This window comes from Streptomyces sp. NPDC039736 (genome assembly GCF_055596485.1).
The window spans coordinates 246,648-266,880 of sequence record NZ_JBVIUQ010000003.1 but is presented as its reverse complement, the minus strand read 5'-3'; the positions used below and the strand labels follow the sequence as shown (position 1 = coordinate 266,880).

Annotated in this window: 15 protein-coding genes; 10 read left to right on the top strand and 5 right to left on the bottom strand. The window is 72.1% G+C overall.

Translation table 11 applies throughout. The annotated features are described in order from the left end of the window. The first annotated feature begins 52 nt into the window (after positions 1-52). The 5 genes from ACZ56L_RS10590 to ACZ56L_RS10570 all read left to right on the top strand — a co-directional run bounded on the left by ACZ56L_RS10590 (position 53) and on the right by ACZ56L_RS10570 (position 6,761). A complete protein-coding gene (locus ACZ56L_RS10590; protein WP_471063154.1) occupies positions 53-1,111 on the top strand; it encodes a LacI family DNA-binding transcriptional regulator in 1,059 nt (352 codons plus the stop codon). 243 nt (positions 1,112-1,354) lie between these two features. Then, a complete protein-coding gene (locus ACZ56L_RS10585) occupies positions 1,355-2,587 on the top strand; it encodes an extracellular solute-binding protein (protein WP_471063152.1) in 1,233 nt (410 codons plus the stop codon). Next, the gene (locus tag ACZ56L_RS10580; protein WP_471063150.1) at positions 2,588-3,583 is read left to right on the top strand and encodes a carbohydrate ABC transporter permease; all 996 of its coding nucleotides are present in this window, start codon (positions 2,588-2,590) and stop codon (positions 3,581-3,583) included. A 32-nt stretch (positions 3,584-3,615) separates the two neighbouring features. Continuing rightward, positions 3,616-4,452: a carbohydrate ABC transporter permease gene (locus tag ACZ56L_RS10575; protein ID WP_345219995.1), complete on the top strand. Its 837-nt coding sequence runs from the start codon at positions 3,616-3,618 to the stop codon at positions 4,450-4,452. 77 nt (positions 4,453-4,529) lie between these two features. Beyond that, positions 4,530-6,761, top strand: coding sequence for a beta-glucosidase (locus ACZ56L_RS10570; protein ID WP_471063147.1), 2,232 nt, complete (start codon positions 4,530-4,532; stop codon positions 6,759-6,761). A gap of 213 nt (positions 6,762-6,974) precedes the next feature. Here ACZ56L_RS10570 and ACZ56L_RS10565 read toward each other — a convergent pair whose 3' ends face one another. After that, positions 6,975-8,963 (bottom strand): beta-galactosidase, encoded by a 1,989-nt coding sequence (locus ACZ56L_RS10565; RefSeq protein WP_471063145.1) that lies wholly within the window; start codon positions 8,961-8,963, stop codon positions 6,975-6,977. Positions 8,964-9,689: 726 nt separating this feature from the next. On the opposite strand from ACZ56L_RS10565, the gene ACZ56L_RS10560 reads away from it, so the two are divergent. The 3 genes from ACZ56L_RS10560 to ACZ56L_RS10550 all read left to right on the top strand — a co-directional run bounded on the left by ACZ56L_RS10560 (position 9,690) and on the right by ACZ56L_RS10550 (position 11,757). Next, positions 9,690-10,523, top strand: a complete 834-nt coding sequence (locus tag ACZ56L_RS10560; protein WP_471063143.1) for a helix-turn-helix domain-containing protein — start codon at positions 9,690-9,692, stop codon at positions 10,521-10,523. 134 nt (positions 10,524-10,657) lie between these two features. After that, positions 10,658-11,437 carry a phytanoyl-CoA dioxygenase family protein gene (locus tag ACZ56L_RS10555; protein ID WP_471063817.1) on the top strand — a complete coding sequence of 260 codons (780 nt, stop codon included), beginning with the start codon at positions 10,658-10,660 and terminating at the stop codon, positions 11,435-11,437. After that, positions 11,434-11,757, top strand: a complete 324-nt coding sequence (locus tag ACZ56L_RS10550; RefSeq protein ID WP_471063141.1) for a hypothetical protein — start codon at positions 11,434-11,436, stop codon at positions 11,755-11,757. Before ACZ56L_RS10555 ends, ACZ56L_RS10550 begins: the two co-directional genes overlap by 4 nt. A 29-nt stretch (positions 11,758-11,786) precedes the next feature. Here the strand turns inward: ACZ56L_RS10550 and arfA are convergent, their stop codons facing one another. Next, on the bottom strand, positions 11,787-13,301 hold the full coding sequence (gene arfA / locus ACZ56L_RS10545) for an arabinosylfuranosidase ArfA (protein ID WP_471063139.1): 1,515 nt from the start codon (positions 13,299-13,301) through the stop codon (positions 11,787-11,789). Positions 13,302-13,648: 347 nt separating this feature from the next. After that, on the bottom strand, positions 13,649-15,628 hold the full coding sequence (locus tag ACZ56L_RS10540; protein WP_471063137.1) for a glycoside hydrolase family 31 protein: 1,980 nt from the start codon (positions 15,626-15,628) through the stop codon (positions 13,649-13,651). An 88-nt stretch (positions 15,629-15,716) separates the two neighbouring features. Here ACZ56L_RS10540 and ACZ56L_RS10535 point away from each other — a divergent pair, with 88 nt between their 5' ends. Further along, the gene (locus ACZ56L_RS10535) at positions 15,717-16,079 is read left to right on the top strand and encodes a DUF1304 domain-containing protein (protein ID WP_401762888.1); all 363 of its coding nucleotides are present in this window, start codon (positions 15,717-15,719) and stop codon (positions 16,077-16,079) included. Positions 16,080-16,097: 18 nt separating this feature from the next. Here ACZ56L_RS10535 and ACZ56L_RS10530 read toward each other — a convergent pair whose 3' ends face one another. Together ACZ56L_RS10530 and xylA are read right to left on the bottom strand one after the other, a co-directional pair. Then, positions 16,098-17,501 carry a xylulokinase gene (locus tag ACZ56L_RS10530; RefSeq protein WP_471063135.1) on the bottom strand — a complete coding sequence of 468 codons (1,404 nt, stop codon included), beginning with the start codon at positions 17,499-17,501 and terminating at the stop codon, positions 16,098-16,100. A 3-nt stretch (positions 17,502-17,504) separates the two neighbouring features. Next, positions 17,505-18,692 (bottom strand): xylose isomerase, encoded by a 1,188-nt coding sequence (gene xylA / locus ACZ56L_RS10525; protein WP_468685513.1) that lies wholly within the window; start codon positions 18,690-18,692, stop codon positions 17,505-17,507. A gap of 156 nt (positions 18,693-18,848) precedes the next feature. Between xylA and ACZ56L_RS10520 the strand changes: the two genes are divergently transcribed. After that, positions 18,849-20,072 carry an ROK family transcriptional regulator gene (locus ACZ56L_RS10520; RefSeq protein WP_471063133.1) on the top strand — a complete coding sequence of 408 codons (1,224 nt, stop codon included), beginning with the start codon at positions 18,849-18,851 and terminating at the stop codon, positions 20,070-20,072. Positions 20,073-20,233: the final 161 nt, after the last annotated feature.

Below are 20,233 nucleotides of genomic sequence, written 5' to 3'. Positions count from 1 at the left end.
TCCGGAAGGCGCCCGGATTCCTTCCAGGCGCACAGCTACGGAGGTGGGGACTGTGGCCGGGAAACGCGCCCAGCGCACTACAGGTACGCAGGGCCCGGACGGGGCGGCCAAGGTGACGATCAGCGAGATCGCCCGGGAGGCCGGAGTGTCCGTGCCGACCGTCTCGCGCGTCGTCAACGGGCGTTCCGACGTCTCACCCGACACCCGGGCCCGGGTCGAGGACCTGCTGCACCGGCACGGTTACCGGCGTCGCCCGGGAGCGCAGGGGACCCGGGCGGCCCTGCTCGACCTGGTCTTCAACGACCTGGACAGCCCCTGGGCCGTGGAGATCATCCGGGGTGTGGAGGAGGTCGCGCACGAGCAGGGCGTGGGCACGGTGGTCTCCGCGATCCACGACCGGGCGGGCGCGGCCCGCCAGTGGATGACCAATCTGCGGGCCCGCGCCTCGGACGGCGTGATCCTGGTGACCTCCGTGCTCGAATCCGGTCTCCACGACGAACTGCGGCGCCTGGGCGTGCCGTTGGTGGTGATCGACCCGGCCGGATCGCCCGCCACGGAAGTGTCCACCGTCGGCGCCACCAACTGGGCCGGCGGCATGGCTGCCACGGAGCACCTGCTCGGGCTCGGCCACCGCAGGATCGGGTTCGTCGAGGGCCCGCCCCGGCTGCTGTGCTCCCGGGCCCGCCTCGACGGCTACCGCGCCGCACTCGACGTGGCCGGGGTGCCGGTCGACGACGAGTTGATCGTGCCCGGCGACTTCTACCACGAGTCGGGCTTCACGGGGGCGAACCGGCTGCTCGACCTGGACGAGCCGCCCACCGCGATCTTCGCGGCCAGCGATCAGATGGCGCTCGGCGCGATCGAGGCACTGCGCCAACGCGGTCTGCGCGTGCCGGAGGACATGAGCATCGTCGGCTTCGACGACCTGCCGGAGGTGCGCTGGTCGTCCCCGCCGCTCACGACGGTCCGTCAACCCCTGTCCGACATGGGCAAGTTGGCGGCTCGGATGGTGCTGGACCTGGCCCGGTCGGTGCAGCCCGCCTCGCCGCGGGTGGAGCTCTCGACGGAGTTGGTGGTCCGCGCGAGCACGGCCAGCCGGCGAGGCGCATAGCGGAACAGTGACTTCCGCCCCGGAGGGGCGGCAGGGGTGTCAACGTCCTTTTTCGCCAGGGACGTTGACACCCCTTTCGCATGCCCGTAACTTCCGTGTCCGTCTCCCGAAAATTATCGGACTTCTTCCGGAAGGTGTGCTGTGCCAGCCTCCGATCGAGTCGCCGCATCCCTCTTCGGTGCCGCGTCCTCCCCGTTTCCCCGTCGCCGATTCCTCGGCACCGCGACAGCGGCCGGACTCGGTGTGGCCGGACTGTCCGCCTGCTCGGACTCCGGGGCCACCACCACCGACAGCGAGGGCCGTACTGTCGTGGAGCTGTGGAACATCCAGACCACGGAGCCCTCGAAATCCGTCTGGCCCGAGCGGGTCAAGGCGTTCGAGGCCAAGAACTCCAAGGTGCGCATCAAGCTCGTCACCCTGGAGAACGACGCGTACAAGTCCAAGATGACGGCGCGCACCAGTTCCGGAAAGCTGCCGGACATCTACCACACCTGGGGCGGCGGGGTCCTGAGGCAGCAGATCGACGCGGGACTCGTGGAGGACCTCACGCCCACCGTCAGCCCCATGGCTCCCACCTTCATCCCGGCGTCGCTCAAGCCCTACGAGTTCGACGGCAAGACGTATGCCATGCCCATCGACATCGGCGCCGTCGGCTTCTGGTACAACAAGGCGCTCTTCGCCAAGGCCGGCATCACCGCCCCGCCGGCCACCTGGGCCGACTACCTCGATGCGGTCAGGAGGCTGAAGAGCGCGGGGATCACGCCCATCGCCCTCGCGGGCAAGGAGAAGTGGCCCGGCATGTACTACTGGGCGTACCTCTCCATGCGGGTCGGCGGAGTCGACAGCATGCAGGAGGCCGCCGACGCCGAGGACTTCACCGGCGACAGCTTCCTCAAGGCCGGCGAACACCTCAAGGAGCTCGTCGCCCTGGAGCCGTTCCAGAAGGGCTTCCTCGGCGCCGGGTACTCCACGCCCAACGGCGAGGCCGCGGTCATGGGCAACGGCGAGGCCGCGATGGAGCTGATGGGCCAGTGGGGGCCCAACGTGCAGGCCGACTCCGGCAAGGGCATCGGTGAGGACCTCGGGTTCTTCCCGTTCCCCGCGGTGGCGGGCGGCAAGGGCGCCCGGACCGACGTGTTCGGGGGCGGCGGCGGGTACGCGGTCCGCAAGGGCGCCCCGCAGGCGGCCGTCGACTTCCTGAAGTTCTTCATGTCGCCCGAGTCCGACCGCGTCCTCGTCTCCGAGGCCGAGATGATGCCGGTCGTCAAGGAAGCCGTCGGCGCCCTGACCGACCCCGGCCTCAAGGCCGTCTCCGAGACCCTCGGCAGGGCCACCGGCTTCCAGCTCTACCTCGACCAGGCATACCCGCCCGCCGTCGGACAGGAGATCAACGACTCGGTCGCCGCCCTCATCGCCGGGACCAAATCCCCCGAGCAGGTGGCCCGTTCCGTCACGCAGGTCGCCAAGAGCCAGTAAATGACCATGACGTCGACCGATACGCGCTCCCCAGGGCAGGCCCTCGCCGAGCAGCCGGACACGGACGGGCCCACCCGCCGCCCGTTCGCCCGCCGCCTGCGGGACTGGCTGACCCCCGTCCTCTTCACGGTGCCCGGACTCGTCCTGTTCGGCCTGTTCGTCCTCGTGCCGATCCTGTACGCCGGGTACGTCAGCTTCTTCAACTGGGGCGGATTCGGCGCCCCCTCGGACTTCACCGGCATCGACAACTACACCCGACTGCTCGGCGACCCGGTCTTCCTCGGCGACCTGTGGCGCGGACTGCTGCTCGTCCTGCTGTCCGTGGGGATTCAGCTGCCGTTCGCGCTCGCCATGGCCGTGCTGCTCAACCAGAAGCTGCGCGGCCGGGCCTTCTACCGGATGCTGTTCTTCGCCCCGTACGTCCTCTCCGAGGTCATCACCGGCGTCCTGTTCTCCATGATCTTCGCGCCGGACGCGGGCCTCGCCGACAAGGTGTTCGGCGCGATCGGCCTCGACGAGCTGGGCGGACTGTGGTTCGCCGACCAGGACAACGTCCTGGCCACCGTGTTCCTCGTCATGATGTGGAAGTACTTCGGCTTCCACATGATGCTCTACCTGGCCGGCCTCCAGGGCGTCCCCGCCGCACTCCACGAAGCGGCCCGCCTCGACGGCGCCGGCCCCTGGCAGCGCTTCCGCCACATCACCCTGCCGCTGCTCGGCCCGACGATCCGGATGAGCGTCTTCCTGTCCGTGATCGGCGCGATCCAACTGTTCGACCTGGTCTGGGTGGTGACCCAGGGCGGCCCCGACCACCACTCCGAGACGATGGCCGTCACCCTCTTCCAGTTCGGGTTCAAACGCACCCAGATCGGCTACGCCGGCGCGATCAGCATCGCGATGTTCCTCATCAGCCTCGTCTTCGCCCTCGCCTACCAGCGCTTCGTGCTGCGCCGCGACACCGAAGGAGCCCTCACCTCGATGCGAGGCAACCGATGACCCCGACGCGGCCGACGCCCACGAAGGCGCCGATGTCCCCCGGCCTGCGGCGCAGACTGCGCTCCACACCCCTGTACGTCATCGTGTGGGTGATCGGCGTGGTCATGGTCACGCCGCTGCTGTACGCGCTCGTCTCCGGTTTCAAGTCCACCGACCAGCTCTCCGGGAACGGCTTCGGACTGCCCTCGCCGTGGGTCACGTCGAACTACACGGACGTCCTGGCCTCCGCCGCCTTCTGGCGGATGCTCGGCTCCTCCACCCTGATCGCGGTCGGTACGACCCTGCTGACGGTCGGCGCGGCAGCACTCGCCGCGTTCGCACTCGCCCGCTTCGCCTTCCGCGGCCGGGAGGTGCTGTTCACCCTCTTCACCGTCGGGCTGATGTTCCCGTTCGCCGTGGCGATCCTGCCGCTGTTCATCCTGCTGCGCACCTTCGGCCTGCTCGACAACCCGTGGGGCGTGATCCTCCCGCAGGCCGCGTTCGGACTGCCGATGACCATCCTCATACTGCGCGGCTTCTTCCGGGAGATTCCCGGCGAACTGGAAGAGGCCGCGACGCTGGACGGCTGCTCGCCCTTCGGTTTCTTCTGGCGCGTCCTGCTGCCGATGGCCCGCCCCGCCCTGGGCACGGTCTCCGTCCTGGCCGTGGTGGGCAGCTGGAACAACTTCCTGCTGCCGCTTCTCGTCTTCAGCGAACCCACCTGGTGGACGATCCCGGTCGGAGTCCAACAGTTCCAGGGCCAGTACGCCGCCGACATCGCCCGCGTCTTCGCCTATCTGGTCCTCGCCATGGTGCCCGCACTCGGCTTCTACGCCGTCGCCGAACGGCAGTTGATCGGCGGTATCACCATGGGCGCCACCAAGGGCTGAGCCCGCACGGGCCGCCCGGTCGCCGTCCTCAGCCCCTTCGCGCCACCCACTCACTCGTACCGCACGTAAGGAGTTCCATGGCCGAGCCATGGCAGAACACCACCCTGCCCGCCCACGCCCGCGCGGCGGACCTGCTCGCCCGGATGACCAACGAGGAGAAGACCGCCCAGCTCTCCAGCGTATGGATCGGCGCCGACACCGAAGGCGCCGACGTCGCACCCGGACAGCACACCTACGCCGCCCGCAGCGCCGCCCTCGACGCCCTGCTGCCCTACGGCCTCGGCCACCTCACCCGCCCCTTCGGCACCGTCCCCGTGGACCCCGCCGAAGGCGCCGCCCGCCTCGCCGGCCTGCAACGCGCCATCCGCGCCGGCAACCGCTTCCGCCTCCCCGCGATCGCCCACGAGGAGTGTCTGACCGGCTTCACCGCATGGCAGGCCACCGTCTTCCCCACCCCCCTCGCCTGGGGCGCCACCTTCGACCCCGCGCTGATAGCGGAGATGGCGCAGGCCATCGGTGCGTCGATGCGCGCGGTCGGCGTCCACCAGGGCCTCGCCCCGGTCCTCGACGTCGTACGGGACCCGCGGTGGGGTCGCACCGAGGAAGCCATCGGCGAGGACCCGTACCTCGTCGGCACGATCGGCACCGCGTACGTACGAGGTCTGGAGACGGCCGGGATCGTCGCCACCCTCAAGCACTTCGCCGGCTACTCGGCCTCGCGGGCCGCCCGCAACCACGCCCCCGCCTCGATCGGCCCGCGCGAGCTGGCCGATGTTATCCTCCCGCCCTTCGAGATGGCGCTGCGCGAGGGCGGCGCCCGCTCCGTGATGCCCGCCTACAACGACATCGACGGACTGCCCGCCCACGCACATGTCCGGCTCCTCACCCAACTCCTGCGCGAGGAATGGCAGTTCACCGGAACGGTGGTCTCGGACTACTACGGTGTCTCGCTCCTGGAGGAAGCGCACCGGCTCACCGACGGGGAGGCCGGAGCGGCGCGGCTCGCGCTCGCGGCCGGTGTCGACGTGGAACTTCCGGCGGCCCGCTGCTTCACCCCCGCCGACCCGCTCCCCGAGGACCTGCTCGACCGGGCCGCACTGCGCGTCCTCACGCAGAAGTGCGAACTCGGCCTCCTCGACCCCCACGAAGAACCCGGCGCCGCCGGGACTGCCGACGCACCCGTCGACCTGAACCCTCCGCACCTGCGTGAGCTGGCACGACGGGTGGCCGAGGAATCGGTCGTACTGCTCGCCAACGACTCCGGTGTGCTGCCGCTCGACGGCGGATCGCGCCTCGCCCTCCTCGGCCCGCTCGCCCACGAGCAGGCCGCCGTGCTCGGCTGCTACACCTTTCCCCGGCACGTCGGCGTCCACCATCCGGACCTGCCCACGGGTGTCGAGGTGCCGACGCTCGCCGAGGCGCTGCGCGCCGAGCTGCCGGACGCCGTGTTCGTCGAGGACCCGGCCGGTGCCGATGTGTGCCTGGCCGTGGTCGGGGACCGCTCCGGCCTGTTCGGCCGGGGCTCTTCGGGTGAGGGGTGTGACGCGGAAGACCTCCAACTTCCCTTTGAACAGGACAAGTTGTTGGACGAGGCGATGGCTTGCGGTGTGCCCGTGGTCATCGTCGCCCTCGGTGGACGCCCCTACGCGCTCGGCCGCTGGGCCGACCGGGCCGCCGCGGTCGTCACGGCGTTCTTCCCCGGGCAGGAGGGCGGCGGGGCCGTCGCCGGAGTCCTGTCCGGGCGGGTCGAACCGTCCGGGCGTCTGCCCGTCGCGGTACCGCGCAACCCCGGCGGCCAGCCGGCCCCCTACCTCGCCCCGCCGCTCGGCAGGCACGGCTTCCCCAGCAGCGTGGACCCCACCCCCCTGTACCCGTTCGGGCACGGCCTCTCGTACACCGCCTTCGCCTGGGGCCGGCCCCACTGCGACGCACCGGAGTTCTCCACCGACGGGGAGACCACCCTGCGCCTGACCGTACGCAATACCGGCGACCGGGCGGGCACCGAGACCGTCCAGCTCTACCTCCACGACCCGGTCGGCACCGTCGCCCGCCCCGAGGTCCGGCTCGTGGGCTACGCCCGCGTACCGCTCGAAGCGGGCGCCTCGGCCGAGGTGCACGCCACCTTCCCCGCCGACCTCGCCGCGTACACCGGCGCGGACGGCCGCCGCGTGGTCGAACCCGGAGCCCTCGAATTGCGCGTCGCCGCTTCCAGTGAACACGTCCACCACACGGTGTCGCTCACCCTGACCGGGGAAGCGCGGCAGGTGGGGCACGAACGCCGGATGCGGTGCGAGATGCGAGTGAAGTAGCACCACTCGTCCATGCCACGGCGTCAGCGAGGACAGGAGGCCCAGGGCGGAGAGCAGAGCGGCACGGCAGGCGGTGCCGCGGCGCGCTGGGCCCCCGGGCGTGCGCGGCCGGGGCGGGCGGTGGGCAGCCGCCGGTGGTCGGTGTGCGGGCGGCGCCGGACGCGGCGGCAGCGGGTCAGCGCGGCGAACGCGTCGTCCGGCGCCTCCCTTCGGTCAGTGCCCGCGCAGAACCGCGCAACCACCGGCCGGCAGTACGCGCACGGGGGCGTCGGTGAGCAGGTCGTGCGCGGCCTCCGGCAGGGGCACGGGCTCGGCGGTGTGGTTGAGCAGGACCTGCCAGCTCCGTCCGTCGGGGGAGCGGCGGGTGACGGCCTCGACACCGGGCGGCAGGTCCGGCACCTGCGGTTCGACCCCGGCCTCCGCCAGCAGGCGGCCGACCAGCGCCGCGTAACCGACGTCGTCCAGCCGGGTGGACAGGTACCAGCCGTGTCCGCTGCCGAAGCGGTGCCGGGTGAGGGCGGGCCCGCCCGTGAGCATGCCGTGGGTGTACGCGGCGAGGGTCTCCGCGCCCTCGGTGCGCAGCAGTTCGCTCCAGACCGTGCCCTGCGACCCGTCCGACAGGACGATCCGCTCGTCCTCGCGCAGCGGCCGGTACTCCTCGACGCGAATGCCCAGGGCCTCGCGCAGCGGTGCGGCCGGGTAGCCGCCGAGCCTGGCGTGCATGCGGTCGTCGACGTAGCCGCTCGCGTGCTGGACCAGGAGCGTCCCGCCGCCGTCCACGAAGCGGCGCAGGCTCTCGGCCCCCTCGTCGGACAGCAGGAACAGGGCCGGGGCGACGACGAGCCGGTAGCGCGCCAGTTCGTGCTCCGGGCGGGCGAAGTCGACGGTGCATCCCGCGTCCCACAGCGCGCGGTGCGCCCGGACGAGTTCCCCGTGGTAGTCGCCGAGGCGGGAGGAGGGCAGCCCGTCGACGCCGAGTGCCCACCAGGCGTCCGGGGAGTCGAGCACGGCCACGGACGCGGTGACCGTCGACCCCGCCAGCTCGCCGAGCCGGGCGACGGCCTCGCCCAGTTGCGTGACCTCGCGGAAGATCCGGCTGTCGGGACCCGCGTGCGGGACCATCGCCGAGTGCCAGCTCTCGGCGCCGGCCCGGGACTGCCGCCACTGGAAGAACAGGGCGCCCTCCGAACCGCGGGCGATGTGGCCGAGGGAATGACGCATGATCTCGCCGGGCTCCTTGCCGAGGATGCGGTCGCCGTCGTACACGGTGTTGGTGCCCTGCTCCATCAAGAGCCAGGGGCGGCCGCCGCCGAGGGAACGGGTGCGGTCGGCGTGGGCGGCGACGCCGGCTGCGGCGTCCAGCCCGGGTGCCGCCGGATACTGGTCGGACGTGACGACGTCGAGTTCGCCGGCGAGGGCCCACAGGTCCACGTTCTGGTAGGCGGGGAGCATCAGGTTGGTCGTCACCGGCCGGTCGCTGTGCGCGCGGATCGCGTCGCGCTGCTCGCGGTGGGCGGCGACGATCTCGGCGGACCAGAAGCGGCGGAAGTCCAGCGCCTGACCGGGATTCTTGTGCCACTGCGAGGCGCGCGGCGGCAGCACCTGCTCCCAGGACGTGTAGTGCTGGCTCCAGAACGCCGTTCCCCAGGCCTCGTTGAGGGCGTCCAGCGAGCCGTGGCGCGCTCGCAGCCACACCCGGAAGGCGGCGGCCGTGTGGTCGCAGTGGCAGAGGGTGCCGTACTCGTTGTGCACGTGCCACAGGGCGAGGGCGGGGTGGTCGCCGTACCGCTGGGCAAGGACGGAGGCGATCCGGCGGGCCGCGCGCCGGTAGGCGGGCGCGGTGAGGCAGTAGGTGTCGCGGCTGCCGTGGGTGAGGCGGGCGCCCTGGGGGGTGACCGGCAGCGCGTCGGGGTGGGCCAGGGTGAACCAGGGCGGCGGTGAGGCCGTCGGGGTGGCGAGGTCGACGGCCACGCCGTTCGCGTGCAGGCGCTCGATGTGGGCGTCGAGCCAGGCGAAGTCGAAGCGCCCTTCCTCCGGTTCGAGCAGGGCCCAGGAGAAGACGCCCACGGTAGCCAGGTTGACCCTGGCCCGGCGCATGAGCTCGTCGTCCTCCTGCCACACCGGCTCGTCCCACTGCTCGGGGTTGTAGTCCCCGCCGAAGGCCAGGCCGCCCAGGCGGTCGGTGATGCTGCGGGTCGTCATGACGGTTCCTCGGTCGGGGGACAAACGGCTTCCTGGTGATCTGCCGGGCCGGGTGACAGCAGTACGTGGCGCCTCGCGGGCCCCGCGCCCGGCAGGGCGGTGACGGTGCGGCCCGCCCTCCGTCCGCCCCGGCCCGCTTCCTGCGCGGGACCGGGGCGAGGGGCTGGTGCTCGACGTGCTGCTTGGAACACCGGACCCCGGCCGGACGGCAGAGGGGTCGGTGAGGCCGCATGCACGGCCGAAGATGCGTGTCGAAGCGCTTCGCCAGAAGACGCAAGTTAACGGAGAAGCTCCGCGGAAAACAAGAGGCTCTACCGTGTAATGCTTCTTTTCGTGGTCACTTGCTGGATCGGCGAGAGGGACAGCCAAGTCGAAGCGCTTCGTCAACCGGGGCCGGAGTCGACTTCCTGCGTCCGTTCCGGCGACGAACCCCGCTTCCGGACCGGTGCGTTCGCAGGCGGAGGGGACAGGGCGGTGAGGCAGGGCGCTGCGGCAGATGGTGAGCCGGTCGGATCGGTACGATGCCGCTGACGCGGCCCTGCTCGGCCCCGGCGAAGAGGGGCGGACAAGAGGAGGGCGGCAGGGGCGGCCTGGAGGCCGGCACCCGGCGTCACCCGCTCTTCACCTGTGGAGAGCTGTTGACCTCCCGGGAAGCCATGGACGATTTTCGTACGAGGTCTTCAGCCCGGGTACGAACCCTTCCCCGACGTATGCTGCCGAGGCACCGTGACCCCATTCCAGTCCGTACAGACAGCCCTCGTCCGCCTCGACGGTCCACCCGAACCCGCGGCCGTCGGCATCGGCGTCCACGGCCCGGCCGGGCACGTCGACGAGTTCCAACTGCCGGACATGTGGCAGTTCCACCTCTATCACTACGAGGCCGACCTGACCGTGGGCGGCGTCGAGCACCGGATTCGCCCCGGCCACGTCAGCCTCGTGCCGCCCGGAACGCCGGTCCGCTACCTGTACCGGGGCCGCTCCGAACACCTCTACGTACACCTGCGCCTCGGCGCTCAGGGCGCCGCCCGTGAGGTGGCGACGGTCCAACGCGCAGGCGTCCAGGCCGCCGTCCTCGACGGCCAGTTGCGCCAGGCGCTGTCCGCCTGGCCGCACACCCCCGGGCGGGCGGCGGCCGAAGTGTGGGCCGCGCTGTGGAACGTGGCCGAGCTGGCCCCGCTCCGGAACGGGAAGGCACAGGTCTTCCCTCCCGCGGTGGCCGCCGCGGTGGCCCTGATCGAGGCGCGGCTGGCGGAGCCGCTCACCGTGCCCGACATCGCGAAGGCGGCCGGTGTCTCCCACAACCACCTCACCCGCCTCTTCCGCACCGCCACGGGGGAAACAGTGGTCGGCTACATCCGTACCCGCAGGATGGAGCGGGCCGGGCATTTGTTGCGAGCGAGCACGCTCTCCATCTCCCGGGTGGCCGCCGCCGTCGGCATTCCCGATCTGCAGGCGTTCAACAAGGCCTGCCGTCGCGAGCTCGGGGCCTGCCCACGAACGGTCAGAGCCGCACGGCGCGGCACCCCGATGAATCGCCCCGCGGTGAGAATCGACCAGTAGAGGGTGAGCCCGGCCCACGCGCCCCGGTGGCGGCCGCTCCTAGCGTGTGCGCCATGACGCATACCGAGACCGAGACACGTGCAGGAACCGGGGCACCGACCCCGCCGGGCGGCGCGCTGCTCAGTACGGTCCAGATGGCGCGCTTCGTGGCGAGCGGATCGCTGCGCCTCGACGCGGTGGTTCCGGCGGCGATGAACGCCGAGGCCCTGCGGGTGCTGGAGGACGGAGTGCCGCCGGTGCCCTACGGGACACCGGTGCCGCAGGCCTACGCGCCGGGGTCGTTCCCCCGCAGGCTGCTCGAACTGCCGCAGGTGGAGGGGGCCTTGCACAGCCTGGTGGGTCCTGGGCCGACGGTGGACCACCACGCCGTGCACATCCGCGAGCCACGCGGGGGAGACGCCCAGCCGTTGCACGCGGACGCCGTCATCGACGTGAGGCCCGACGCGTTCGACGTCCAGCTGATGTACTACCCGCAGCAGGTGACGCTGGAGATGGGCGGCACCCTGAGCGTCCCCGGGAGCCATCTGCGGCGGACCAACGAGACCGACACCGGCCGGTACCAGAACCTGCGGGGCCAGGACCGGTTGGTCTGCCCGGCCGGCACGGTGGTGTTCCTGCACCACGGGATCTGGCACGGGGGCCGCCGCAACGACAGCGACATCCGGCGCTACATGTTCAAGATCCGCTTCAACCCGACGGTGCGCCAGCGCCTCCTGTGGGACCTCGCCGACCTGCACGACCCCCAGGTGCACGCCGAACTCGACGCGCACTTCCCCTGGTACGAGCAGGCCGGCGGCCGTCTGGAGCGGTACAACCGCGTCCTGCTGTGGCGCGAACTGACAGGGGACGACGGATTCGACATCGACCACTGGGTGACCAGGGTCTCCAACCGCCCCGGAGCGAGGACCGCATGACCATCGACACGACGGACTCCGGCCCCCGGGCGGGCGGCACGCCTGTGCTGCGGCAACGGGTCCTGGTGCTCTACCTGTCCACCTCGGCCCTGGACTCCCCGGTCGTCGGCTGGTCCCACTACGACGGGACCGGCCGCACCTTCCCGACCACGGGCGACAGCGACGAGCCGCCGTACGAGTCGGGCGTGGCGGCCCTTCTCGACGGCTGGCGGCTGATCCAGGCCGCTCAGCTGATCCCTCCCGGGCCGGGCAGCGAGTACGGCGTCTCCTTCCTCAAGCACGAGTTCTTCTTCGAGCAGATCGTGGACGTCCGGGCGTAGGAGCCGGCACAGCTCGCCGGTGGCCGGGTTCAGGCCAGCCGGATGACGTTCCAGGACAGCGGTTCCAGCACCGCGCTCAGCACGCCGTCCGTGAGGCGGGTGCCGGTGGCGCGGTGCGGGCCGACGCGTTCGGGGTCGGCGAGTGTGTTGCGCGCGTCGGGGTCCTCGTCGGCGAGGACACTGTGCTCGACGACCCTGCTCAACTCCAGTGCGTGCAGGGTAATTTCCAGCGGCAGGGGCTCGGTCTGGCTGCGGTTCACGGCGAAGACGGCCACCGTCCCGTCCGGTGCGCGCACCGCCGTCGCGTGCAGCAGCGGCACCTCCCCGTGCTCCTTCGTCGCGTACGTGGGCGAGTCGGGCCGTACGTCCAGGACCTGTCCGCGCCCGTGGCGGGCGGCCTGGGCGAAGGGGAAGAAGGTGGTCTGCCGCCATGCGGGACCGCCGGGTTCGGTCATGATCGGGGCGATGACGTTGACGAGCTGGGCGAGGCAGGCGATGGACACCCGGTCGGCGTGCCGGAGCAGCGCGACGAGGAGCGACCCGAGGACGACGGCGTCGGTGACGGAGTAGCTGTCTTCGAGCAGGCGGGGCGCCTCGGGCCAGTCGAGAGGGGCGGTGGCGGCCTCCTCGGCGGAGCGGCGCTGGTACCAGACGTTCCACTCGTCGAAGGAGAGGCTGATCCTCTTCGACGACTTCAGGCGTGCGCCGACGTGGTCGCAGGTGGCGACGACGGCCTCGATGAAGGCCTCCATGTCGACCGCGGAAGCGAGGAAGGAGTCCCGGTCCCCGTCGACCTCCTCGTAGTAGGCGTGCAGGGAGACGTGGTCGACGAGGTCGTACGTCTCGCTGAGGACGGTCGCTTCCCAGGCGGCGAAGGTGTCCATTCCCCGGCTCGAACTCCCGCACGCCACGAGTTCGACGGCGGGGTCCATCTGCCGCATGGCGCGGGCGGTTTCGGCGGCGAGGCGGCCGTACTCCTCGGCGGTCTTGTGGCCGGTCTGCCAGGGGCCGTCCATCTCGTTGCCCAGGCACCACAGGCGGATGCCGAAGGGCTGCTCGTCGCCGTGGGCGATGCGGCGCTCGGAGAGTTCCGTTCCGGCGGGGTGGTTGGCGTACTCCTGGAGTTCCAGGGCCTCGGCGACGCCTCGGGTGCCGAGGTTGACGGCCACCATGGGCTCGGCCTGCGGGCCGACCTTGCGGAGGAAGCCGATGTACTCGCTGAGGCCGAAGCGGTTGGTCTCGGTGGAGCGCCAGGCGAGGTCGAGCCGCCGGGGGCGTTCGTCGGCGGGGCCGACGCCGTCCTCCCACTTGTAGCCGGAGACGAAGTTGCCGCCGGGGTAGCGGATGGCGGTGGTGCCGAGTTCGCGGACGAGACCGAGGACGTCCGTGCGGAGTCCGGCCTCGTCGGCGGTGGGGTGTCCGGGTTCGTAGATGCCGGTGTGGACGCAGCGGCCGAGGTGCTCGACGAAGGAGCCGAAGAGCCGGGGGTCGACAGGGCCGACGGTGAAGGCGGGGTCGAGGGTGAAGCGGGCGGTGTGCGGCATGGCAGTGCCTTTCAGGTGGGTGGTGCGGGGCTGGGGGTTGCGGGAGCGGGCCCGGTCACTGCCCGGCCGGGCGCGTGTGGGCCCCGCCGCGCACGGACTGGCGCTGGACGCGCGGCCCGGCACTGGAGGAGGGCGAGGACGAGGAGCGGGAGCGGGTCCGCGATGACGACGGCGGCCATCAGCCGGGCGCGCCGAGGCCCAGTGCGAGCAGTGGCGGCCGTCGCAGCGGTTCGCCGGACGCCGCGGACCTCTCCCCCTGCGCCCGCCGTCACCGGCCTCGTCACCGGCCGCTTCGCCCCGAGGCCGCCTGCGCCTTCCCGCGGCGGGTCGGACACGGGCGGGTCACGTCAGCGGAACAGCGCCGCCACCCCCGCCCCCTCGCGGACGAAGACGGGTATGCGGTCCAGCGGAGCATCGGCGTCGAGCGTCGTTCCGCCCTCCTCCACCCTCCCGGAGAACGGGTCCAGCCAGCGCGCCCCGTACGGCAGGTGGACCCGGCGGCTGCGCGCTCCCGCCTCGTGGACCGGCGCCACCAGGACGTCGGGGCCGAGCAGGAACTGGTCGTCCGCCTCCCAAGCACGTTGGTCGTCGGGGAAGTCGAAGAACAGCGGGCGCATCGGCGGGGCGCCGGTGCGGTGGGCGACCTCGGACAGCTCGTGCAGGTACGGGCGCAGCCGCTCGCGCAGGAGCAGGTGTTCCCGGAGAATGCCGTAGGCCTCTTCGCCGTAGGACCAGACCTCGTTCGGTCCGCCGGTCATGTCCGTGGAGAACGCGGGGTGATGGGGTTCGCGCTCGCCGTGCAGGCGCATGACGGGGCTGAAGGTGCCGTACTGGAACCAACGGATCAGCAGTTCGCGGTAGGCGCAGTCGTCCGGGTCGCCGCCCGAGAAGCCGCCGATGTCGGTGTTCCACCAGCAGATGCCGCTCATCGCGACGTTCAGCCCGGCCCTGATCTGGCGCGACAGCGAGTCGAAGGTGGGCGGGATGTCGCCGGACCACAGCGCGGCCCCGTACTTCTGGCTGCCCGCCCACGCCGAACGCACCAGGGACAGCGGCCGGTCGTCGCCCGCCGAGGCCAGGCCCTCGGCGACCGCACGGGTGTGCAGTACGGGGTAGAGGTGCGCGGCCCCGGCGGCCGGTCCGGCCGCGTACACGGCGCGCTCCGCCGCCTCCCGGCCCAGGTCGGGTTCACAGGCGTCCAGCCAGAAGCAACTCACCCCGTGCGCACGGTAGTTGGTGTTCAGTCGCTGCCACAGTGCGGTACGCGCACCGGGGTGAGTGGCGTCGTAGTACGCCATCGGGCGCATCGGCTCCTCGGCACTGCGTGACGGCCAATGGGCGGTGAGGAGGCCGCCGCCCGCGTCCCTGACGAGGTGCCCGGCGGCGGACAGTCCGTCGAACGAGTCGCTGCCGGGCTCGACCGTCGGCCACACCGAGACCGCGAGCCGCACCCCGAGCGCGGTCAGCTCCTTCACCATCCCGGCGGGGTCGGGCCACTCGCTCCCCTCGAAGCGCCAGTCGCCGTGGGCGGGCCAGTGGAAGAAGTCGCAGACGATGACCGACAGCGGCAGCCCGCGCTCCTTGTACTGCCGGGCCACCGAGAGGAGTTCGTCCTGGGTGCGGTAGCGCAGCTTCGACTGCCAGAAGCCGGACGCCCACTCGGGCAGGAGGGGCGGGCGGCCGGTGACCTGGGTGTACGCGTCGAGGATCTGGCCCGGGGTGTCGCCCGCGGTGACCCAGTAGTCGATGCGTCCGCCGCCGTCGGCGGTCCAGCGGGTCGTGTCGGCGCCCAGCTCGACGCGGCCGGTGGCGGGGTTGTTCCACAGCAGGCCGTAGCCGCGCGAGGAGTGCAGGAAGGGGATCGCGGCGACGGTGTTGCGCTGGACGAGGTCGATCACACAGCCCTTCTGGTCCAGGCGGCCGTGCAGGTGCTGGCCCAGGCCGTGCAGCCGCTCGCCGTCGTACCCCTCGAAGTGCTGTTCCGTACGGCCGTTTGCCGCGTGCACGCGGGGGCCTTCGTGGTGGGCGTACGGGGACTTCTCGGCGAGCAGTTCGCGGCCCGACGCGGTGTCCAGGAAGCGCAGGCGGCCGTCCGCCGACGCCTCCACGGTGAGGCGGCCGTTGACCAGGCGGGCCGAGCCGTCGTCGGCCACAAGGACCTCGGTGGGCGGTGGGGGCGGGGGGCTCTCCAGCGCACCGGGGGCGGCGGGGTCGACGGACCCCGAAGCGGCGCGCACACGGACCGCGTGCGGACCCCAGGGCTCGGCGTGGAGGACCTCGTTGGCTGTGCGGCGTTCCAGAGCGCCGGCACGGATGGTGTACGTCAAGGGGCTTCCCCTGTTCTGCTCGACTGGCGGTCTCGTCTGTCCGATCGGCGGGGGCGGGGCGCACGGGGAGTGACATAACATGCACGTTATGTCTGCTTTCGCCGCTGTTGCGGTTGTCGCTCTCGCTCTCCTGCACCTCTGCATCCTGGTTCTGGAGATGTTCCTGTGGACCGGCTCCAGGGCGCGGGCCGTCTTCGGCACGACAGCGGAGTTCGCGGCTTCGACCAGGGCGATGGCCGCCAACCAGGGCCTGTACAACGGATTTCTGGCAGCCGGACTCCTGTGGGGTGCCTTCGCCTCCGATCCGGTCGGATTCCAGGTGCGGGTCTTCTTCCTGGCCTGCGTCGCCGTGGCCGGGCTCTACGGCGCCGCGACGTCGTCCCGCAAGATCCTCTTCGTGCAGACCGTCCCCGCGCTCGCCGTGCTCGCGCTGGTGCTCCTTGCTCGCTGAGGCAGGGGCGCGGCGCCGTCAGCGCGCGGACCGGTAGCGGTCCAGGACCTCGGGAGTGGCGGGCGCGGTCACGGTTCGGGTGCCCGCGCGCTCCCAGGCGGGCAAGTGCCCGAGGTGCACTCCGGCGGCCTGCCGCGCGGCGCCGTCGGCGACGTACTCACCCGGCTCGGGGACGAGCACGGGAAGCCCGAAGACCGCGGCGGCGACCTCCTGCACGGCGGCCGAGCGCGCCCCGCCCCCGACCAGGACGATCCGTTCGGCCGGGACGCCCTGCGAGGTGAGCGCGGCCAGCCCGTCGGCGAGGGAGCAGACGATGCCCTCGACGGCGGCACGGGCCAGGTGGGCGGGCGTGAAGTTGCCCAGCGTCATGCCGTGCAGCGAACCGGTGGCATCGGGCAGGTTGGGGGTGCGCTCCCCCTGGAAGTACGGCACCAGGGTGAGGCCCTGCGCCCCCGCCGGCACGGAGAGCGCCAGCGGGGTCAGCTCGTCCAGCGGGACACCGAGCACGGCCGCGGTCGCGTCGAGCACGCGTGAGGCGTTGAGCGTGCACACGAGCGGGAGATGGCGGCCGGTGGCGTCGGCGAAACCCGCCACCTGCCCGGAGGGGTCCGCCGTCGGCCGGTCGGCGACGGCGAACACGGTGCCCGAGGTGCCGATGGAGACGACCACGTCGCCCACCGAAGCCCCGACCCCGAGCCCGGCCGCCGCGTTGTCCCCGGCGCCGGGACCGAGGAGCGCGCCCCCCGGCGTACGGCCCGCCACTTCGAGCGGACCCAGGACCCGGGGGAGCACCGGGCCGTGCCCGAGGGTGCGGGCGAGAACGTCGGGCAGGTACCTCCCCGTCGACGGCGACCAGTACCCCGTGCCCGAGGCGTCCGAGCGGTCCGTCCGCAGCGCGTCCAGCGCGCCCGAACCGGGGCCGTGCCCCGCGAGCCGCCAGGTGAGCCAGTCGTGCGGAAGGCACACGGCGGCCGTCCGCGCGGCGCTCTCGGGCTCGTTGTCGGCCAGCCACCGCAGCTTGGCCGCGGTGAGGGCGGCGACCGGAAGGGTCCCGGTCGCCTCGGCCCACCAGCGGGCTCCGGCGGCGGAGTCGCCGTCGCCCGCCTCGCTGATCAGCGCCGTGGCGGCATCGGCCGAGCGGGTGTCGTTCCACAGCAGCGCCGGGCGGACGACCGCGCCGTCCCTGTCGAGACAGACCATGCCGTGCTGCTGGCCGGCCACCGAGACGGCGACGACGTCGTCGATGCCGCCCGCCGTCTCGATCGCGGCCTCCAGCGCCTCCCACCACGCGTCGGGATGCACCTCGGTGCCCTCGGGATGGCGGGCCGAGCCCGAACGCACCAGTGCGCCGGTCGCGGCGTCCCGCACCACGACCTTGCAGGACTGGGTGGAGCTGTCGACTCCGGCGACGAGGTCGGCCATCGGTCAGCGCCCGCCGGTCAGGTGCTCGATCGCGAGCTGGTTGAGGCGTACGAACGCGAAGGAGTGCGCGGCGGCCTTCTCGACGTCGAACTCCTGGAACGCGGACGCGTCGGCGAGCAGGTCCGCCGCCGACTCCCCGGCGGCGAGCGTCGGCTCGGACAGCTCGTGCACGCCCGAGGCGCGCAGCGCCTCCTGGACTTCCGGGTCGGCGCGGAACGCCGCCGCCCGCTCCCTGAGCCGCAGATAGGTGGCCATGTTGGCGCGGGCGGACTCCCACACGCCGTCGTACCCGTCGGTGCGGGAGGGCTTGTAGTCGAAGTGGCGCGGGCCCTCGTAGCGGGGACCGCCGCCGGGGAAGCCGTTCTCCAGGAGGTCGACCGTGAAGAACGCGCTGGTCAGGTCGCCGTGCCCGAAGACGAGGTCCTGGTCGTACTTGATGCCGCGCTGGCCGTTGAGGTCGATGTGGAAGAGCTTGCCCGCCCACAGCGCCTGTGCGATGCCGTGCGTGAAGTTCAGGCCGGCCATCTGCTCGTGCCCGGTCTCCGGGTTGACGCCCACGATGTCGCCGTGCTCCAGCTGCGCGATGAACCCGAGGGCGTGGCCCACGGTCGGCAGGAGGATGTCGCCGCGCGGTTCGTTCGGCTTGGGCTCCAGGGCGATCCGCAGACCGTACCCCTTGTCCTTGATGTACGCGGCAGCGGTGTCCACGCCCTCGCGGTAGCGGTCGAACGCGGCGGCGAGGTCCTTCGAGCCGTCGTACTCCGAGCCCTCGCGGCCGCCCCACATGACGAAGGTCTCGGCGCCGAATTCGGCCGCGAGGTCGATGGTGCGGAGCACCTTCGCGAGAGCGAAGCGGCGCACCGAGCGGTCGTTCGAGGTGAAGCCGCCGTCCTTGAAGACGGGGTGGCTGAAGAGGTTCGTGGTGACCGTCGGTACCTTGAGGCCCGTCTTCTCCAGCGCGGTGCGGAAGGCGCTCAGGATTCGCTCGCGCTCGGCTGCGGAGGCGTCGAACGGGATCAGGTCGTTGTCGTGGAACGTGATGCCGTACGCGCCGAGCTCGGCGAGCCGGTGAACGGCCTCGACCGGGTCGAGAGCGGCACGGGTCGGGGCGCCGAACGGGTCGTTGCCCGTCCAGCCGACGGTCCACAGGCCGAAGGCGAACTTGTCCGCGGCAGTGGGGAGCAGAGTCATGCCAAACACCTCATCCGGGCTCGTCCTCTGCTGCGGGAGAAGCACTTCCGAGCAGGAGCAGAATTAGTATTGGATCTGAACTATATGGACCGTGGTGAACTTGTCAACGATCGTGCGGCGCGGCCGGACGCAGACAGGACCACCGAAGGGACGCACGTGCAGGGGCAGGGCGACAGCGCGGCGCACATCCAGGCACCCGGCCGGGTCACCGACGTACGGCGGCGCAATCTCGCCCTCGTACTCGCGCGCATCGGACCGGACGCCCCCGCGTCCCGGGCGGACATCGCCGCCGCCACCGGCCTCACCAAGGCCGCGGTCTCCAGCCTGGTGACCGACCTCCTGGCAACAGGGCTGGTCGAGGAAATCGGCGTGACCCGGGCCGGCGGGCGGGGCCGGCCCGGGGTGGGCCTGGCCCTCGACCCGCGACGCGGCGCGGTCGGCGCCGAGGTGAACGTCGACTACCTCGCGGCAGGCATCGTGGACCTGCACGGACAACTGCGGGTCCATGAAGTGGCCGAGGCCGCCAACCGGGACCGCGCCCCGGACGAAGTCCTCGCGGAACTGTCGGAACTCGTCGCACGCTGTTCGGCCCGGGCCACCGACGCGGGGATGACCCTCCTCGGCGGCGGACTCGCCGTTCCCGGCCTCGTGGACCCGGGCCGCGGGACCGTTCTGACAGCCCCCAATCTCGTGTGGCACGGCGCCGATCTGAGCACCGCGCTCACCGGCCTCGCCCAGCCGACGCCCTTCGGCGTCGTCCTTTCCAACGAGGCGGACAGCGCATCCCTCGCCGAACTCTGGTACGGCTGCGGGGCGTCGCTCGGCTCCTATCTGTTCGTGTCGGGCGAAGTCGGGGTCGGCGGCGGCCTGGTGCTGGCGGCGGAGCTGTTCTCCGGCCCCGGCGGACACGCGGGCGAAGTGGGACACGTCGTCGTCGAACCGGGCGGCCGACGCTGCTCGTGCGGAGGCCGCGGTTGCCTGGAGACCGTCGCCGGTCAGGAGGCGATCCTCGCCGCAGCGGGAATCACCGGCGGCGGCAGCACGACGGCGGAACGCATGAGCGTGCTGCGGTCCGCCCTCACGGCAGGCGACGCACGGGCGCTCGCCGCCGTCGCGCACGCGGGGCATTGCCTCGGGATCGCGGTGGTGTCCTCGGCACGCCTCGTCGACCTCTCGGCCGTGGTGCTCGGCGGGCACTTCGCGACGCTCGCCGCTTGGCTGCGCCCCGCACTCCTCAGCAGCCTCGACGACTTCGCCCCGGGTCTCATCGCCCCCAGCCGCGCGGTCTTCTCGGAGCTGGGGGCGACGGCTGCACTGCGGGGGGCCGCGGGCTCGGTGCTGCGGCGGGCACTGGCCGCACCGTACGAACTGCTGGACTGAGTGCGGAAGTCCGCGGGGGCCCGCCGCGCGGGCAGCGGGCCCTCGGGCCTCCCTCCTCCGCGCGCCGGAAGCCCGTTGTGTGCTGGGATTGTGCAGCGGACCGTGTGTTCAAGCCCTGCCTCAGGGGGCGCGCTCCCGACCGCCGTATCCACCTCAGTAAC

Coding starts and splice junctions, on each gene's coding strand:
- ACZ56L_RS10555 (WP_471063817.1), top strand. CDS start 10,658: ATGGCGCGCTTCGTGGCGAGCGGATCGCTGCGCCTCGACGCGGTGGTT.
- ACZ56L_RS10580 (WP_471063150.1), top strand. CDS start 2,588: ATGACCATGACGTCGACCGATACGCGCTCCCCAGGGCAGGCCCTCGCC.
- ACZ56L_RS10565 (WP_471063145.1), bottom strand. CDS start 8,963: ATGACGACCCGCAGCATCACCGACCGCCTGGGCGGCCTGGCCTTCGGC.
- xylA (WP_468685513.1), bottom strand. CDS start 18,692: ATGACTCTGCTCCCCACTGCCGCGGACAAGTTCGCCTTCGGCCTGTGG.
- arfA (WP_471063139.1), bottom strand. CDS start 13,301: ATGCCGCACACCGCCCGCTTCACCCTCGACCCCGCCTTCACCGTCGGC.
- ACZ56L_RS10570 (WP_471063147.1), top strand. CDS start 4,530: ATGGCCGAGCCATGGCAGAACACCACCCTGCCCGCCCACGCCCGCGCG.
- ACZ56L_RS10530 (WP_471063135.1), bottom strand. CDS start 17,501: ATGGCCGACCTCGTCGCCGGAGTCGACAGCTCCACCCAGTCCTGCAAG.
- ACZ56L_RS10575 (WP_345219995.1), top strand. CDS start 3,616: ATGTCCCCCGGCCTGCGGCGCAGACTGCGCTCCACACCCCTGTACGTC.
- ACZ56L_RS10550 (WP_471063141.1), top strand. CDS start 11,434: ATGACCATCGACACGACGGACTCCGGCCCCCGGGCGGGCGGCACGCCT.
- ACZ56L_RS10535 (WP_401762888.1), top strand. CDS start 15,717: ATGTCTGCTTTCGCCGCTGTTGCGGTTGTCGCTCTCGCTCTCCTGCAC.